The organism is Variovorax sp. S12S4 (assembly GCF_023195515.1).
Taxonomy (GTDB): Bacteria; Pseudomonadota; Gammaproteobacteria; order Burkholderiales; family Burkholderiaceae_C; genus Variovorax.
On the sequence record NZ_JALPKR020000002.1, the window covers coordinates 4,965,934 to 4,982,072 of the forward strand.

A 16,139-nucleotide genomic window follows, 5' to 3' on the forward strand; every position below is an offset into this window, starting at 1 on the left:
ATCAGTAAAAACGTCTCATTTCATGGAACACCAGCTGGACTGGGCACTTGCCGCGTGCGGCCGCATTCTGCGGCCGGTGGTGCGGCTCGCCCTGGCCATGGGGGTGAAGCACCCGCACCTGGAAGTCTTGCTGCGCGACCTGCTGCTGGAGGAAGCCACGCGCTCCTGGCGCAAGCAGGGTGTGGCAAAGCCCAATATCAGCCAGCTGTCGGTCACGACCGGGCTGAATCGCAAGGCCGTGACTTCCAAGGTTCGCGCTCCGGTGGATGCCCTGCCCCACACGGAAATCTCGGCCGCGGCCAAGACATTCACACTGTGGCTGCAGATGGTGTCGGAAAACCAGGCCTACCAGCGGCTCCCGATCACCGCCGACGCCGAGGACATTCCCTCCTTCGAAACCGTGGCACGGCTTGGCAGCCGCGGCAATGTGCACCACCGCGCCATCCTCGACGAACTGGTGCGCCTGAACATGGCGGCCGAGCAGGACGGCTGCGCCGAGCTCAAGGTCGACGGATTCGTGCCGGTGGACAACCTGCAGGCCATGCTGGCGTTTCTGGGCGATAACGGCCGCGACCACCTGCTGGCCGCGGTGTCCAACACCCTTGGCGAGCAGCCTCGAATGCTCGAGCGCGCGGTGTACGCGCGCGGCCTGGGGATGGAAGATTGCGAGAGCATCCATCAGCTGGTGCGCGAACGCTGGTCCGCCCTGCACCACGAACTGGCGGGCGAGATGACGCGCGCCGTCGACCGCGCCCCCAACGGCGCCAAAGGGCGCATCCGGGTCGGCATCTACACTTATTATGAAGACGACGCCGCGCCGCTTGCGCCGGTCGTCGCCCCCAAGCGGGAAGAAAAAACGCCATGAAGAACCACTACCGTTGGATGCGCGGCATCCTCCTTGCCGGAGCAATGGCCCTGCTGCTCTCGTGCGGCGGTGGGGGTGGCGGCGGCGGAACTTCCGTCGGCGGCGTGGGCCTTGGCGGCAGCGCGGCCGTGGGCGGCGGGAGCGGCGACGGCTCCCCTGGTACGGGCACCGGCGGTAGCGGCGGCACCGGCACCGCGGGCGGATCCGACGGTACGGGCACGGGCGGTGCAGGCACCGGGGGCACGGGCACCGGCGGCGGCAGCGACGGCACGAGCACCGCGGGCAACGGCACCGACGACGGTTCGGGCGTGGGTTCGGGCGGCACCGGCGTGAGCACCGCCGACGCGACGGGCGTAGGCTCCGTGGGCGGCATTGGCAGCATCATCCTGAACGGCGTGCGTTACAAGACCTATCCGGAAGCTCCGGACGGAATCGCTCCCGCTAACTTCAACCTCGAAGACACCAGCGAGCTGCAGATCGGCATGAGCGTGCGCATTGCCGGCAAGATCGACAACCAGTTCACCGCGGCCACGGCGCAGCAGGTGTTTTCGGCGGCCGAATTGCGCGGCGCGGTTTCTTCCATCGACCTTGCAGGCGGCAGCTTTGTGGTGATGGGCACCACGGTCACCACCGACAACGCCACCGTGTGGAGCGGCGGAAACAGCCTGTCGGACCTGGTTACCGCAAGCCAGGTTCAGGTGTGGGGCCTGCCCTCTACGCCGGGCACCTTGCGTGCCACCCGCGTCGAGCTGAAGCCGGCCTCGGCCGAACCGCTGGTCACCGGATTCGTGCAGAACCTCGACCGCATCGGCAAGAGTTTCGCGCTCGGACAGACCACGGTGAGGTACAGCGGCGCCCTGTTCTCCGGCGGCATCGATGAATCCACCCTCGCCGAGGGCTCCATCGTCCGCGTGCGCGGCACCGTGGCTCCGTTTGCGGGCATCTTCAACGCCACCAAGGTGCAGGGCTGGTATGCCATACCCACCCAGAACACCGCGGCGGTGCAGCTCGCGGGCATCGTCGCCAACTACAACGGGCTCGGCGACTTCAAGGTTCTCGGCACGGCGGTCAATGCGTCCAACGCACTCATCACCGGCGGCCTGGCGTCGTCGATCGGCAACGGCGTCAAGCTCGAACTCGACGGCTTCATGACCAACGGCGTGCTGGTGGTGACGAAGCTTCGCATCCGCAACGTCCCGGGCGTCGGCGGGCCGGTCGATTTCACGCTGATCGGTGCCATCGGCGGCTACCAGTCGCCCTCCAACTTCCGGGTGCAGGGCCGCCAGGTGGACGCCGGCCGCCCCGGAACCGCGTTCGAAGGCGGAACCATCGTCCAGCTGGCCAACGGCCGCCGCGTGACCGTGGTCGGCGACGCGGTAGAAAACGGCGTGCTCATCGCGAAGCGCGTCACCTTCACGCCCTAACGGCCTGCCACGCGGCCGCGCCGTCCAGCCGGCCGGCGCCTGCCCCAAAAACGCCCGAGAAAACCCAGGGGTTGCATTTGCACCTCCGGCTCGATCGCGGCATCCTGTGAGCCGAGCGCGACGAAAAAGAAGAAGAACGGCCCTGTTCGAACAACCTCTTTTTCGAAAGGTTTGGAATGAACCCCGATCTTGAACTCAGGCACGAGGTCTTCGCCCAGCTGAACTGGGACCCGGCGGTGGTGGGATGCGATGTTGACGTGTGCGTGGAAGGCGGCGTGGTCACGTTGCAGGGCAGGCTTGCCAGCGAACGTCTGAAGACCGCCGTGGAGCGCGCCGTGCGCCGCGCCGAAGGCATCGGAACCATCGTGAACCAGTTGACCACGGTTGATACGCATCAAGCCGCTACACCGCCCAAGCTTTGACACTTCGGGTGCCAACCCGAAGAAAGCAGCCCATGCCTCTTACCTCCCCGCCTGCGGCTGAGCAGGACTTCTCGCTTCTCGACGCCTGGTGGCGCGCGGCCAACTACCTGTCCGTGGGCCAGATTTACCTGATGGACAACCCCTTGCTTCGCGAGAAGCTCGAGCTGGCCCACATCAAGCCGCGCCTCCTGGGCCATTGGGGCACCACGCCGGGCCTCAACTTCGTGTACGCGCACATGAACCGGGTCATCAACGCGCGCGAGCTCGATGCCATCTTCATTGCCGGGCCGGGACACGGTGGGCCGGGCGTGGTCGCCAACACCTACCTCGAAGGCACCTACAGCGAGGTCTACCCCCATGTCGGGCCGGACGCCGAAGGGCTGAAGCAGCTCTTCACGCAGTTCTCGTTTCCGGGCGGCATTCCGAGCCACGTGGCGCCCGAAACGCCGGGCTCCATTCACGAAGGCGGAGAGCTCGGCTATTCGCTGCTGCACGCCTATGGCGCCGTGTTCGACAACCCCGGCCTGCTCGCCTGCTGCGTGGTCGGCGACGGCGAAGCGGAAACCGGCGCGCTGGCCGCGAGCTGGCATTCGAACAAGTTCCTGAACCCCGCGAGCGATGGTGCGGTGCTGCCCATCCTGCATCTCAACGGCTACAAGATTGCCGGCCCTACCGTGCTCGCGCGCATCGGCGACGAAGAACTGGCGCAACTGATGAGAGGCTACGGGCACGAACCGTACTTCGTGGCCGGCGACGATCCTGCGCAGATGCACCGCCTGATGGCGGCAGCGCTCGACAAGGCGCTCGACGACATCCACGCCATCCAGGCCCGCGCGCGAAAAAACGGCTTCAGCGAACGGCCGCGCTGGCCGATGATCGTGCTGCGCTCGCCCAAGGGCTGGACCGGCCCCCGCCAGGTGGACGGCGTGCCGGTCGAGGGCACGTTCCGTTCGCACCAGGTGCCGCTGACGGGTTTTTCCGGCAAGCCGGGCCATGTGGCGCTGCTCGAAGACTGGATGCGCAGCTACCGGCCCGAGGATCTGTTCGACGACGGCGGCGCGTTGCGTGTCGACATTGCGGCCCTTGCGCCCAAGGGGGCGAAGCGCATGAGCGCCAGCCCGCACGCCAACGGCGGCCTGCTGCTCACCGACTTGGCAATGCCGCCCTTCCGGGAGCATGCTGTCGCGGTCGAATCGCCCGGCGCGTCGGACGCGGAGGCCACGCGCGTGGCGGGCCGCTTCCTGCGCGAGGTGATGCGGCTGAACGCAGCGTCGCGCAACTTCCGCGTGATGGGGCCGGACGAAACCGCCTCGAACCGGCTCGGCGACCTGTTCGACGTGACGGCGCGAACCTCGACCGCCGAGATCCTGCCCGGCGACGAGCACGTGTCGCCCGACGGCCGCGTGATGGAAGTGCTCAGCGAGCACCTCTGCCAAGGCTGGCTCGAAGGCTACCTGCTCACCGGGCGCCACGGCTTCTTCTCTTGCTACGAGGCGTTCATCCACATCGTCGACTCGATGTTCAACCAGCATGCCAAGTGGCTCAAGGTAACGCGCGGCATCGGCTGGCGGCGGCCAATCGCCTCCCTCAACTACCTGCTCACCAGCCACGTCTGGCGGCAGGACCACAACGGCTTCAGCCACCAGGACCCGGGCTTTCTCGACCACGTGATCAACAAGAAGGCCGAGGTGGTGCGCGTGTACCTGCCACCCGATGCCAACACCCTGCTCTCCGTGGTCGACCATTGCCTGCGAAGCCGCAACTACGTGAACGTGATCGTGGCCGGCAAGCAGCCCGGCCCGCAGTGGCTGGACATCGATGCCGCGGTGCGCCACTGCACGGTGGGCCTGGGCGTCTGGACCTGGGCCAGCAACGACGAAGGCGCCATGCCCGACGTGGTCATGGCTTGCGCCGGCGACGTGCCCACGCTCGAAACGATGGCCGCGGTCGACCTGCTGCGCAAGATGCTGCCGGACTTGAGGGTGCGCGTGGTGAACGTGGTCGACCTGATGGCGCTGCAGTCACCCGATGCGCACCCGCACGGGCTGACCGATGCGGACTTCGACTCGATCTTCACCACCGGCTGCCCGGTGGTTTTCGCATTCCACGGTTACCCGTCGCTGATCCACCGGCTGACCTACAAGCGCGCGAACCACGGCAACTTTCATGTGCATGGCTACCTGGAAGAAGGCACCACCACCACGCCGTTCGACATGACTGTGCTCAACCGGCTGGACCGCTTTCATCTGGCGGCCGACGCCATTGGGCGGGTGGAACGGTTTCGCAACAGCGCGGGCCATGTGCAGCAACATCTGCGCGACAAGCTGCTGGAGCACCGCGCCTATGTCACTCGCCACGGCAAGGACATGCCCGAGATCGAGAACTGGCGCTGGGCGCGCTGAACAGCGCGCCAGCGCCCTTGCTCAGGCCGCCGCCATGGTCGCGCCGCCCAGCTGCGCGTCGTTCTCGGCGTCGCTGAGCCAGCGCCGCTTGTCGCGCAGCGGCGGCGCGCCGAACATGCGGCCGTATTCGCGGGCGAACTGCGAGGGGCTTTCGTAGCCCACGCTGTGCGCGGCGCTCGCCACGTCGGCGCCGGCCATCAGCATCTGGCGGCGCGCCTCCTGCAGGCGCAGCTGCTTCTGGTATTGCAGCGGGCTCATGGCCGTGACGGCCTTGAAATGATGGTGGAACGACGACACGCTCATGTGCACCGCGCGCGCCATGTCTTCGATGCGCAGCGACTGCGCATAGTTGACGCGCAGCGCGCTGATGGCCTTGGCAATGCGCTGGGTGTGGCTGTCTTGCAATGCAATCTGCCGCAGCCGCGCGCCCTCGCCGTTCACCAGCAGGCGGTACATGATCTCGCGCTTGATGATCGGCGCCATGATCGGCACGTCCTCGGGCGATTCGGCCAGCCGCAGCAGCCGAAGCACCGGCTCCAGCACCGGCATGGCAATGCGGTTGACGTACATGCCGCGCGAGGCGGGCGCGTTGGCCTTGGCGGGCAGCTTCTCGTCGCCGATGAGCTCGCCGATGTCGTCCATTGCCAGCTCCAGCCGCACGCCGAGGTAGGGTTCGTTGTCGCTCGTCAGGCGCACCTGGCCGCATACGGGCAGGTCGACCGAAGTCACCAGGTAGTGCATCGGGTCGTACACATAGATGTCGTCGCCCACGATGATCCGCTTGGAGCCCTGGGCAATGAGCCCGAGCGCCGGGGTTGCAAAGGCGTGCTTGGGACCGTCGGGCTTGCTGATGCAGAACACCTGCAGGCCGGCCACCGGTGTTTCCACCGTGCCGTCGCGCCCGCCGGTGATGCGGTTGATCAGCGCCACCAGTTCCTTCCTGGCTTCGTCGAGTTCGGGCTCCAGGGGCATCGGCTGGGCAATGGCGGCAGTGGTTTCGGGTGTTTCGTCGGACATGTTCGGGCCTTGTCGCGGGTTGGATCAACGGAGTCTGCGCCAGGCGTGCGGGCAGCGTGGAGGATCGGGTGGTTCAAAGCTTAGCGCCGCACTCATGAATCTGCACGGGCCTGGACATAGGTCTGGAGAAATAGGCAAAGACTTTGCAGAAACGCGCTCGTCGGCCCGGGGGCCGCGGGCGGATACTTTTTGCCGACGCCCCTCCAACGCAAAGGACCCTCTCCATGCAATATCGCAAGTTCGGCCGCACCGGCCTGTTCGTTTCCGAGCTGTGCCTCGGCACCATGACCTTCGGCGGCGCCAGCGGCATCTGGGGCCACATCGGCAACTTGCAGCAGGCCGAGGCCGAAAGCCTGGTCGGCCGGGCGCTGGACGCCGGCATCAACTTCATCGACACCGCCGACGTGTATTCCGAAGGCCTCTCGGAAACCATGACAGGCCAGGCGCTGAAGAACCTGAAGGTGCCGCGCGACAACGTCGTGGTTGCCACCAAGGTTTTCGGCGAAGCCGGCAAGAGCCCCAATGCGGCCGGCGCCTCGCGCTATCACATCATGGACGGCGTGAAGGCCAGCCTGAAGCGCCTGCAGCTCGACCATATCGACCTGTACCAGATCCACGGCTTCGACCCGGTCACGCCCATCGAGGAAACCGTGCGCGCGCTGGACAACCTGGTGCAGCAAGGCCACGTGCGCTATGTGGGCGTTTCGAACTGGGCCGCCTGGCAGATCATGAAGGCGCTGGGCATTGCCGAGCGCCAGGGCCTCGCGCGCTTCGAGTCGCTGCAGGCCTACTACACCATTGCGGGCCGCGACCTGGAGCGCGAGCTCGCGCCCATGCTGCGGAGCGAAAACGTCGGCCTGATGGTCTGGAGCCCGCTGGCGGGCGGCCTGCTCAGCGGCAAGTACGGGCGCAATACCGAAGCCGAAAAAGGCAGCCGCCGCACCACCTTCGACTTTCCGCCGGTGAATGTGGAGCGGGCCTACGACTGCATCGACGCGATGCGCGAACTGGCCGAGGCGCGCAAGGTGTCGGTGGCGCAGATCGCGCTGGCATGGTTGCTGCACCAGCAGGTGGTAACCAGCGTGATCGTGGGCGCCAAGCGCGTCGAGCAGTTGGACGACAACATTGCCGCAACGGGCATCCGGCTCAACGCCGATGAGCTTGCGACGCTCGACCAGGTGAGCGCTCTGCCGTCCGAGTACCCGGGCTGGATGCTCGAACGCCAGGGCGGCGCGCGGGCCAAGCGCCTCGCGGAATCAGGCCAGCGCGGCTGAGCGCCTGGCCAGATCAGGCGAGCGCGGCAGCCCGCCGCGCCGGGTGCGCCCCGGTGGCGCGCAATGCCCGTAGGTCGAGATGCCGCGCGGCATTGCCCGCGGACGCCTCCGCCAGGTGCGGCACCACGCCGAGCAACGGCGCCCCGAGCCGGCCGCGCAAGGTCTGCAGGTTGGCCTCGGGCGCAAGCATTTCCGGTTCGACGATGCTCGCGACCCAGCCTGCCAGCATGAGGCCACGCGCCCGGATGGCTTCGGCCGTGAGCAGCGCGTGATTCAGGCAGCCCAGGCGCAGCCCGACAACGAGCACCACGGGCAAGCCCAGCGCCACGGCCAGGTCTGCGCTGTCGAGGTCATCGCCAAACGGCACGCAGAACCCGCCAACCCCCTCGACCACCACCGCGTCGGCACGCGCCGACAAGGCCGCGAAGGCCGAGAGCAGCGGCGGCAATTCGATGCGCACGCCCTCTTCCCGCGCCGCCAGGTGCGGCGACATCGGCGCGCGCAGCAGGTAGGGGCAACGCAGCGCCAGCGGCGCATTGACATTGCCTGCGGCATTCAGCTGCTCGACATCGTCGTTGCGCCACGCACCATCGACCCAATCCAGGCCCGCCGCCACCGGCTTCATTCCGACCGAGCGCAGGCCGGAGTCGGCCAGCAGGCTCAGCATTGCGCTGCTGACCAGCGTCTTGCCGACGCCCGTGTCGGTGCCGGTAACGAACCAGCGGCGGGGCGTCATTGGTGCACCTCGGACTGCTGCGCCAATGCATTGCCCAGTGCATCGACCAGCCGGGCCACATCGGACTCGCTGTGGCTGGCCGAGAGCGTGATCCGCAGGCGCGCGGTGCCGGCGGGCACGGTCGGCGGACGGATCGCACCCACGCGCAGGCCGCGAACATCCAGCTGCGCCATCGTTTCCATTGCACGCGCGTTGCCGCCGACGATCAGCGGCTGGATCGCGGTGGGCGATTCCGGCAGCCACGCGCTGGCGTCGGGCGGCAAGATGGCCCCGAGGCCCCGGCGCAATTGGGCGATGCGTGCCTTCAGGCGCGCCCGGCGCGCATCGCCCTCTTCGCCTTCGATCAGCCTGAGACTTGCAAGCAGCGCATGCGCAATGGCGGGCGGTGCAGCGGTGGTGAAGGTGTACGGCCGCGCCCGCTGCACCAAGTAGTCGATCACGGTGCGGTGCGCCGCCACGAACGCCCCCGAAACCCCTGCCGCCTTGCCAAGCGTGCCGACGAGCACCAGCCGCTCCGAGCGCAGGCCCTCCGCCTGCAGCACGCCGCGCCCCGTGGCGCCCAGCACGCCGAAGCCGTGCGCGTCGTCCAGCACCAGCCAGGCATCGTGGCGCTCCGCCAGCGCGAGCAGCCCGGCCACCGGCGCAATGTTGCCGTCCATGCTGAAGACCGCATCGCTCACGATGAGCTTGACGGGCGCCTCGCAGGCGCCGAGCTGCGCATCCAGCGCGGCCAGGTCGCAATGCGGATAGCGCTCGACCCGCGCCTTGGCGAGCCGCGCACCGTCGATCAGCGACGCATGGTTGAGCGACTCCGAGAAAATCACCGCCTCGGCGCCGCCCAGCGCCGACAGCACCGCAAGGTTTGCCATGTAGCCAGTGCAGAAGAACAGGCTGCGCGCCCCGGGAATGAACGGCGCCATCCAGTCGCCGAGCCGCTCTTCCAGCTCCGCATGCGCGCGCGAATGGCCAAGCACCAGATGCGACCCGCCGCTGCCCGTGCCATAGCGTGCCGCGCCTTCGGCCAATGCCGCGGCCAGCGCCGGGTGCGCGGCAAGGCCGAGATAGTCGTTGCTGCTGAAGCAGAGCATGGCGCGCTGCGCTTGTGCGCCGGCGAGCGTCAGCATCTGCTCGGGCGCGCAGGCGGTTTCGGCGATCTGCCGCTGGCGGCGCAGCGACTGCGAATCGAGCACCGCAATCTCGTCCTCCAGCCGTTCAAGCAAGCGCGACATCGCGGCCTCCCTGTTCCGCGCGGCCGGGCACGTCGAGCGCCCGCAGCGTGGCCAGCGTTGCATCGACCAGCAGGTCGATCTCGCCGTCGCCAATCGTATACGGCGGCATCAGGTACACCGTGGCGCCGATCGGCCGCATCAACAACCCGTTCGCTCGCGCGGCCAGGTGAAAGCGCTCCGCAAAGCGGGCACCAGGTTCGCGCACGTCGAAGGCCGTGATCATTCCGCGCTGGCGCAGGTGATCGACCGGTATTCCGCGCAGCCCTTCGCGCAACCGGCCGACGAGCCGTTCGGCGCGCGCTCGGTTACGCCGCAGCGCATCCTCTTGCTCGAACAGGTCGAGCGTTGCAATGGCAGCGCGGCAGGCCAGAGCGTTGCCGGTGTACGAATGGGAATGCAGAAAACTGCGCGCCACGTCGTCGTCGACAAAGCCTTCGTAGATCGCATCGCGCGTCATCACCAGCGCCAGCGGCAGGTAGCCGCCGCTGATGCCTTTGGAGAGGCAAAGAAAGTCGGGCCAGATACCGGCCTGCTCGCACGCGAAGAAGCTGCCGGTGCGGCCGCAACCCACTGCGATCTCGTCGGCGATGAGGTGCACGCCGTAGCGGTCGCACAGCGCGCGCACCAGGCGCAGGTATTCGGGGTCGTGCATGGCCATGCCGGTGGCGCATTGCACCAGCGGCTCGACGATCACGGCCGCAATCGACGCATGGCTTTCGGCCAGCAGTGCCTCCAGTTCGGCGGCGGCGCGCCGTGCCACGTCGACTGCATCTTCGCCAGGCAGTGCGGCCCGTGCGTCAGGCGAGGCAACAAGGTGCGCGTTCGCGAGCAGCGGCGCATAGGCATCGCGAAACACAGGCACATCGGTCACATGCAGCGCGCCCAGCGTCTCGCCGTGGTAGCCGTTGCGCAGCGCGACAAAGTTGCGCTTGCCGCTGCGGCCCGCGTTGCGCCACGCATGAAAGCTCATCTTCAACGCGATCTCCACCGCCGATGCGCCGTCGGAGGCGTAGAAGCAATGGCCGAGCGCATGGCCGGTCAGCGCGGCGAGCCGCTCGGCCAGTTCCACCGCTGGCGCATGCGTGCAGCCTGCGAGCATCACGTGCGAAAGCGTGTCGAGCTGGTCTTTCAGCGCGGCGTTGATGGCCGGGTGTGCGTGGCCGAAGAGATTGACCCACCACGAACTCGTCGCGTCGAGGTAGCGGCGGCCGTCGTGGTCGTAAAGCCAGACGCCCTCGCCCCGCGCGATCGGCAGCGGTGGCACAGCTTCTAGCCGGATGCTCTGCGTGCACGGATGCCACACGTGGCGCCGGCTGCGCTGTTGCCAGCTCGCGTTTTTTGACGGCGCGGGCGTCGGGTGGGTAGCAGTCGTTGGCGGCATCCGCGTAATCCTTTAGGAGCAAGGCGCGGGATCGTATCGGCGCCGATTCGCCTCGGCAAACCGCCGGCTCCGATGCGAGATGTTGCCGGTTTGAGCGGCGTTGACCGGCGTAGGTGATGGTTCGAATCAAGCTCGTGCAACACGGCGGCTTCGCGTGCGCAGAACGTGGGAAGGGGCGGACGCAAGTTGTCTTGCAGGCGATAGAGATAGTTGCGGAATATCGAGGGTCCGCCGGAGCACGGGTGTGTTTTCTTGTTATCGGACAGGCCGATGGCTGATTTTGAAAATCAGAAAAATTGGGCCCGGCAGCTTGGCGTTTTCAGCCCTTCTTCACCAGCGCCGAGATGTATTCGCGCAGTGAAGTCGCCCCGCGTTCGGATCTTTCCGGCTCTTCCTTGTTATCGACGGTAAGGCGCGTCATGGCGGCATAAGACCTTGCGCCGGCCTCCGAAAATCCCATCGAACGAAACGCCTGCTCCCATCGGTCGGGCGGCGTCACGACCACTTCCACCGGCCGCCCCAGTGCCTCTGCGAACGCCTCAGCGACATCGCGTGGCGAGTAGCGCTCCGGCCCCTCGACATAGTGCGGCCCGGAAGAGCGGGCCTCGCCCAGCATGAGCCGCGCCGCAAACTCGCCAAGGTCGCGCGGCGCCACCATCGGCAGCGTGAAGTCGGGCGGATACATGCTGTCCAGCTTGCCCTCGCTTCGCGCGGTCTCGAGCGAGGCGTCCCAGTTGCTCATGTAATAGGCGGCACGAATCGCGCTCACTGGCACGGGCCGGGCGGCAAGCGCCTGCTCCATCCGGTAGAGCACATCGAGGTCGCCGATGCGGTCGCCAGGCTGCGCACCGTAAGTCGATTCGGCAACGATCTTCTCGAGCGGCAAGCCTTCGATCGCTTCGAGGATGCAATCCAGGCTCCTTTGCTCCTGGGCAGCCGTGTCGGTCGAAGGCGGCGCGGGCGGGTTGAGCAGGAACAGGCGCTTGCCGCCGGCCACCACGCGCCGCAGCGAAGGCACGTCGAACACGTCGGCCTCAGCGACGGTGGCGCCCTGCCGGTGCAAGGCTTCGGCATGTGCGGCGTCGCGCGTGACCGCGATCACCTTCTGGCCTTGCGCAAGCAGCGCAGAAACCAGCACCGAGCCGACATGCCCGGTGGCGCCAAGGACGATGTGCGTCATGCGTGTGCCTTTCTCCAACGGTTGCAAACCGGAAATGACATGGCTCGAAGCTATTGGCCCGCCGCCGCCGCGAGCGCCCGGCTTGGACGACGCCCGTCGTGGGTCTATTCCCACACAGCCGGCCGCGCGGCGCGCGGAGAAATGCATGTCCACGCATTCTTTTCAAGGAGCAATTCATGTCGAAGACGAACCCGAACACCCCCGATGAACGCGGCTCGCTCCCGCCCGATCACAACAAGGCGGGCAACCAGAGCCCCACGCCCCGCAACGAGCCACGCCGCACCGCCGAAAGCCGCCATGACCGCGAAAGCCATGTCGGCAGCAGCAACCAGACCCAGTCGCGGCGGGGCGGCGGCACGCACTGAGGGCGGCCGGCCGAACACCGCAAACCACACGTCGTCTCGACCGTGTCTCACCGCAACGAAGCCACTGCCGCCCTGAAGGCGCTGAGCATCGCCACCGACGCCTGCCGCGAGTGCCCACTGGGCGAGCCCGCGACGCAGTCGGTCTTTGGCGAAGGCCCGGTCGGGGCCGTGCTGATGGTGGTGGGCGAGCAGCCGGGCGACAAGGAAGACCTGGTGGGCCGCCCCTTCGTGGGCCCCGCCGGCAAGCTGTTCGACCGCGCCGTGGCCGAGCTCGGCTGGTCGCGCGAGAAGCTCTACGTGACCAATGCGGTGAAGCATTTCAAATACGAGCTTCGCGGCAAGCGCCGCATCCACAAGACGCCGGGCCAGCGCGAGGCCGAAGCCTGCAGGCACTGGCTCGAAAGCGAGATAGAACTCGTGCAGCCGCGCGCCTTCATTGCCCTGGGCGGCACGGCCGCGCGCTCTTTGCTGGGCCGGCCCGTGGCCGTGATGAAGGAGCGCGGCCAGTGGCAGGAGAATGCCGCCGGCCACCGCGTGCTGGTGACGCTGCACCCCTCTGCCCTGCTGCGCGGCGACCCCGAGCAACGAGAGGCCGCGTGGGAAGCCTGGCTCAAGGACCTGCGGGTCGCCTCGGATGTGATGAAGAAAACGGCGGCCACTAAAACTGCCAAGCGTGCAGCCCCCGCGCCCCGGCCGGTGCGCGCCCCGCGACGGACTCGAACGGCAGCCCCCGCCTAAGCCCTGGCCGCGCGAGATGTCATGTGCGCCGTCGCGTGCGCATGGTGATCGAATAGCGCAGCGTCTCGGTGGGCGCAATGGCGTGCTGCCATGCCCAGCGCGCTTCGCCGCGCAGCATGTAGATGGAGCGCGGCTCCATCAGCAGCTCGAGGCCCGCAGGTGCGCTGGCGCTGGCCGGTGGATAAGGCCGCAGTTGCATCACGGCATCGCCGAGCAGCGAAACACCGACGATGTCTTCAAAGTCGGGCACGTCGCGATGCCAGCCGAGCGGCGTCCCAGGTCGGTATTCGGCCACCAGCATGTGGGCGAAATCCCCGGGCGCCATGCCCATCCATTCGGCCACCCTGGCCCTCAGCGGGTGGAAAACCTCCGGCATGGCGGCGCCGGGCTTCAAGCGATGGTTGGCAAAGTCGTAGCTGCCACCAAAGCTGATGCCGCGGCGGCGCGCGGTGTATTCCTTGTAGCGCATCTCCCGCAGCTCGAAGCCCTGCACGATGCGCAGCAGCTCCTCTTCCTCGGCGCGCGTGAGAAATTCGTGCTCGTACCGCAGGCCTTCGATCGCGGCCGCCGGCACCTCGCCGAACAGGTCGGGCTCGTCGGCCAGCTGGATGCGCCTAGCGGACCGCATCGAAGCCTCCCCGCTCTCTTTTCGCGCGCGCCGGGCCGCCCGGTTGCAGCTCCCACCAGGGCGGCAGCAACTGACGGATTTCGGCGCGTGCAAACCGGTCGTCCAGCAGATGCAGCACGCCGCGGTCCTGTTCGGTGCGAATGACCCGGCCGGCCGCCTGCACCACCTTTTGCAGGCCGGGGTAGAGATAGGTGTACTCGTAGCCCTTGCCGAAGCGCGCCTGCATGCGCTCGCGCGTGATTTCGTTCAAGGCGTTGTATTGCGGCAGGCCCAGGCTCGCTACAAAGGCGCCGATGAGCCGGCTTCCGGGCAGGTCGATGCCTTCGCCGAATGCGCCGCCGAGCACGGCAAAGCCGATGCCCTGCCCGCCTTCTTCGAAGCGAGCCACAAAGTCGCGCCGCTCGGCCTCGGCCATGCCGCGGGTCTGCGCCCACACCGGCACACCGGGGTGCCTGGCCAGGAAAGCCGCGCAGGCTTTTTCAAGGTAGTCGAAGCTGCTGAAGAACGCGAGGTAGTTGCCCGGCAGGCGCTCGAACTGGGCGCCGATGATTTCGGCCACGCTGCGCAGCGAACCCGCGCGGTCGCGGAACCGGGTCGACACGTTCATGGCCACTTCCACCCGCAGTTGCCGGCTGCAGAAAGGCGAAGCCACGTCGAGCAAGGCCGTGTCCGCCGACAGCCCGAGCGCGTCGCGGTAGAACTCGAAAGGCGACAAGGTGCCGGAGAAGCAGGTGACCGATGCGGCATCGGCAAACCGCGGTTCGAGGAACGGTGCGGGCACCAGGTTGCGGATGGACAGGCTGCGCTGCTGCTGGTCTTGCGCGGGGCCCAGCGTCCGCTCGAAAACCGAATGGTCGTCGAACGATTCAGCCATCCGGGCGAACTGCAGCGCGTCGAAGAAGAAGCGCTGCAGCGGCCCCTGCAGGCCCTCCGGCGTGGCCGTGAAGTACTCGCCCATGGCCATGTTGGCCGCCTGCAGGGCGCGTGCAAAGCGCTCGGGCACCTCGTCGACAACGTCATACGGCTCGGTTTGCGATTGCTGCACCGTGTCCCACTCGCGGTAGAGCCGGGCGAGCGGGCCGCGCACCGCGGCAGGCGCCGCGCGGTGGGCTTCTTCGAGCGCCGGGCCGTCGAGCTGTGCGGTGTACATGCCGCGTGCGCGCTCCAGCAGGTTGTGCGCCTCGTCGACCAGCACGGCCGCGCGCCACTCGGCATCTTTCATGGTGGCAAAGAGAAAGGCGCTGCCGTCGAAGTAGTAGTTGTAGTCGCCCACGATCACGTCGCACCAGTGCGCCATTTCCTGCGCGAGGAAATAGGGGCACACGGTGTGCGCCAACGCAATGTGCCGCAGCGCCTGCCGGTCGAGCCGTGCGGTGCGCGCGGCCTCCTCTCGCGCGGCGGGCAGGCGGTCGTAGAAGCCTTTGGCGAGCGGGCATGAATCGCCGTTGCAGGCCCGGTCGGGGTATTCGCACACCTTCTCGCGCGCGGTGAGCTCGAGCACGCGCACCTGTGCGCAGTCTTTGCCCAGCAAGCGCAGCGCGTCCAGCGCCACGGCGCGGCCCGAGGTCTTGGCGGTAAGAAAGAAGATCTTGTCGATCTTTTGCGCGGCCCGGGCCTTGAGCAGCGGAAAGATGGTGGCCAGCGTCTTGCCGATGCCGGTGGGCGCCTGCGCCATGAGGCAGCGCCCGTTCACGCCGGCGCGGTATACCGCCTCGGCCAGTTCCCGCTGGCCCGCGCGGAACGTGCCGTGCGGAAATTCGAGCCGGCCGAGCGCGCCATCGAGCGCGGCATGATGCACCGCTTCGGCCTCGGCCCACGCGCTGTAGCAGGCGCACAGGCGCTCGAAATGCGCCTGGAGCTCAGCCCGTTCGTGCTGCTCTTCGAGCACGGTTTCGTCGCCGGTGGCGAGGTCGAGGTACACCAGCGCCACGGTCATGCGCTCGTAGCCGTGCATTTCGCACAGCATCCAGCCGTAGGTGCGTGCCTGTGCCCAATGCAGCGCCCGGTGGTTGCCGCGGATGGCGTCGAAGTCGCCGCGGAAGGTCTTGATTTCTTCGACGCGGCGTTCGCGCGGGTCATGCCCGTCGGCACGGCCGCGCACCTTGAGTGCGCCCCAGTGCGAGACCAGCGCCACCTCGCTCTGGTAGCCGTCGCCGCGCCGGCCCTGCACCAGCGCGTGGCCGGCCATGCCCTCGAGCGCGCTGGGCGCAGGCACAAAACGCAGGTCGAGGTCGCCCTCCTTGGCTGCGAAGGCGCACAGCGCCTTGACGGACACCGTGCGATCGCCGGGCGGATCGATTACCCCGTTCTGCAGCTTGATCGAAGGATTCGCTGTCACTTGGCTGGCACTGTATGAAACAACAGTATAACTGCGAGCCCCAGGTGGCGCACCGCATTGCCGCACAAGAGCGTCTCGGGGCCTTCTCCGACACAAAGGACCTCGGACTTGGGCAAAACTAGAAAAGTTTTGCTTACAAA

The 16,139-nt window shown here is 67.5% G+C and carries 14 protein-coding genes; 7 read left to right on the forward strand and 7 right to left on the reverse strand.

Annotation, left to right across the window (positions count from 1 at the left end; all coding sequences use genetic code 11):
* Window positions 1–22: 22 nt before the first annotated feature.
* The 4 genes from M0765_RS24335 to M0765_RS24350 all read left to right on the forward strand — a co-directional run bounded on the left by M0765_RS24335 (window position 23) and on the right by M0765_RS24350 (window position 5,113).
* Window positions 23–865: a DUF6502 family protein gene (locus M0765_RS24335; RefSeq protein ID WP_258506393.1), complete on the forward strand. Its 843-nt coding sequence runs from the start codon at window positions 23–25 to the stop codon at window positions 863–865.
* A complete protein-coding gene (locus tag M0765_RS24340) occupies window positions 862–2,289 on the forward strand; it encodes a DUF5666 domain-containing protein (protein ID WP_258506394.1) in 1,428 nt (475 codons plus the stop codon). Before M0765_RS24335 ends, M0765_RS24340 begins: the two co-directional genes overlap by 4 nt.
* 176 nt (window positions 2,290–2,465) lie before the next feature.
* Window positions 2,466–2,711 (forward strand): BON domain-containing protein, encoded by a 246-nt coding sequence (locus M0765_RS24345; protein ID WP_258506395.1) that lies wholly within the window; start codon window positions 2,466–2,468, stop codon window positions 2,709–2,711.
* A 32-nt stretch (window positions 2,712–2,743) separates the two neighbouring features.
* Window positions 2,744–5,113 carry a phosphoketolase family protein gene (locus M0765_RS24350; protein WP_258506396.1) on the forward strand — a complete coding sequence of 790 codons (2,370 nt, stop codon included), beginning with the start codon at window positions 2,744–2,746 and terminating at the stop codon, window positions 5,111–5,113.
* A 21-nt stretch (window positions 5,114–5,134) separates the two neighbouring features.
* On the opposite strand, the gene M0765_RS24355 is transcribed toward M0765_RS24350, so the two are convergent.
* A complete protein-coding gene (locus tag M0765_RS24355; RefSeq protein ID WP_258506397.1) occupies window positions 5,135–6,130 on the reverse strand; it encodes an AraC family transcriptional regulator in 996 nt (331 codons plus the stop codon).
* A 224-nt stretch (window positions 6,131–6,354) separates the two neighbouring features.
* Here M0765_RS24355 and M0765_RS24360 point away from each other — a divergent pair, with 224 nt between their 5' ends.
* Window positions 6,355–7,404, forward strand: a complete 1,050-nt coding sequence (locus M0765_RS24360; protein ID WP_258506399.1) for an aldo/keto reductase — start codon at window positions 6,355–6,357, stop codon at window positions 7,402–7,404.
* 13 nt (window positions 7,405–7,417) lie between these two features.
* Here the strand turns inward: M0765_RS24360 and bioD are convergent, their stop codons facing one another.
* The 4 genes from bioD to M0765_RS24380 form a co-directional block, all read right to left on the reverse strand.
* Window positions 7,418–8,140 (reverse strand): dethiobiotin synthase, encoded by a 723-nt coding sequence (bioD, locus tag M0765_RS24365; protein ID WP_258506401.1) that lies wholly within the window; start codon window positions 8,138–8,140, stop codon window positions 7,418–7,420.
* On the reverse strand, window positions 8,137–9,369 hold the full coding sequence (locus tag M0765_RS24370) for an 8-amino-7-oxononanoate synthase (protein WP_258506402.1): 1,233 nt from the start codon (window positions 9,367–9,369) through the stop codon (window positions 8,137–8,139). The genes bioD and M0765_RS24370 overlap by 4 nt, the downstream gene beginning before the upstream one ends.
* Window positions 9,353–10,750, reverse strand: a complete 1,398-nt coding sequence (gene bioA / locus M0765_RS24375; protein WP_258506404.1) for an adenosylmethionine--8-amino-7-oxononanoate transaminase — start codon at window positions 10,748–10,750, stop codon at window positions 9,353–9,355. The genes M0765_RS24370 and bioA overlap by 17 nt, the downstream gene beginning before the upstream one ends.
* A gap of 319 nt (window positions 10,751–11,069) precedes the next feature.
* A complete protein-coding gene (locus M0765_RS24380) occupies window positions 11,070–11,930 on the reverse strand; it encodes an NmrA family NAD(P)-binding protein (protein WP_258506405.1) in 861 nt (286 codons plus the stop codon).
* Window positions 11,931–12,106: 176 nt separating this feature from the next.
* On the opposite strand from M0765_RS24380, the gene M0765_RS24385 reads away from it, so the two are divergent.
* Both M0765_RS24385 and M0765_RS24390 read left to right on the forward strand, forming a co-directional pair.
* Window positions 12,107–12,295 (forward strand): hypothetical protein, encoded by a 189-nt coding sequence (locus tag M0765_RS24385; protein WP_258506406.1) that lies wholly within the window; start codon window positions 12,107–12,109, stop codon window positions 12,293–12,295.
* A gap of 42 nt (window positions 12,296–12,337) precedes the next feature.
* Complete coding sequence (locus M0765_RS24390; RefSeq protein ID WP_258506407.1) at window positions 12,338–13,033, forward strand: UdgX family uracil-DNA binding protein; 696 nt, start codon at window positions 12,338–12,340, stop codon at window positions 13,031–13,033.
* Between the two features lie 19 nt (window positions 13,034–13,052).
* Here the strand turns inward: M0765_RS24390 and M0765_RS24395 are convergent, their stop codons facing one another.
* Complete coding sequence (locus tag M0765_RS24395) at window positions 13,053–13,661, reverse strand: alpha-ketoglutarate-dependent dioxygenase AlkB (RefSeq protein WP_258506408.1); 609 nt, start codon at window positions 13,659–13,661, stop codon at window positions 13,053–13,055.
* Window positions 13,648–15,936, reverse strand: coding sequence for a helicase C-terminal domain-containing protein (locus tag M0765_RS24400; RefSeq protein ID WP_258508435.1), 2,289 nt, complete (start codon window positions 15,934–15,936; stop codon window positions 13,648–13,650). Before M0765_RS24400 ends, M0765_RS24395 begins: the two co-directional genes overlap by 14 nt.
* Window positions 15,937–16,139: the final 203 nt, after the last annotated feature.

Excerpts from the sequence above, each read along its gene's own strand:
- M0765_RS24335 (WP_258506393.1), top strand. The coding sequence starts at position 23 with ATGGAACACCAGCTGGACTGGGCACTTGCCGCGTGCGGCCGCATTCTG.
- M0765_RS24340 (WP_258506394.1), top strand. The coding sequence starts at position 862 with ATGAAGAACCACTACCGTTGGATGCGCGGCATCCTCCTTGCCGGAGCA.
- M0765_RS24345 (WP_258506395.1), top strand. The coding sequence starts at position 2,466 with ATGAACCCCGATCTTGAACTCAGGCACGAGGTCTTCGCCCAGCTGAAC.
- M0765_RS24350 (WP_258506396.1), top strand. The coding sequence starts at position 2,744 with ATGCCTCTTACCTCCCCGCCTGCGGCTGAGCAGGACTTCTCGCTTCTC.
- M0765_RS24355 (WP_258506397.1), bottom strand. The coding sequence starts at position 6,130 with ATGTCCGACGAAACACCCGAAACCACTGCCGCCATTGCCCAGCCGATG.
- M0765_RS24360 (WP_258506399.1), top strand. The coding sequence starts at position 6,355 with ATGCAATATCGCAAGTTCGGCCGCACCGGCCTGTTCGTTTCCGAGCTG.
- bioD (WP_258506401.1), bottom strand. The coding sequence starts at position 8,140 with ATGACGCCCCGCCGCTGGTTCGTTACCGGCACCGACACGGGCGTCGGC.
- M0765_RS24370 (WP_258506402.1), bottom strand. The coding sequence starts at position 9,369 with ATGTCGCGCTTGCTTGAACGGCTGGAGGACGAGATTGCGGTGCTCGAT.
- bioA (WP_258506404.1), bottom strand. The coding sequence starts at position 10,750 with ATGCCGCCAACGACTGCTACCCACCCGACGCCCGCGCCGTCAAAAAAC.
- M0765_RS24380 (WP_258506405.1), bottom strand. The coding sequence starts at position 11,930 with ATGACGCACATCGTCCTTGGCGCCACCGGGCATGTCGGCTCGGTGCTG.
- M0765_RS24385 (WP_258506406.1), top strand. The coding sequence starts at position 12,107 with ATGTCGAAGACGAACCCGAACACCCCCGATGAACGCGGCTCGCTCCCG.
- M0765_RS24395 (WP_258506408.1), bottom strand. The coding sequence starts at position 13,661 with ATGCGGTCCGCTAGGCGCATCCAGCTGGCCGACGAGCCCGACCTGTTC.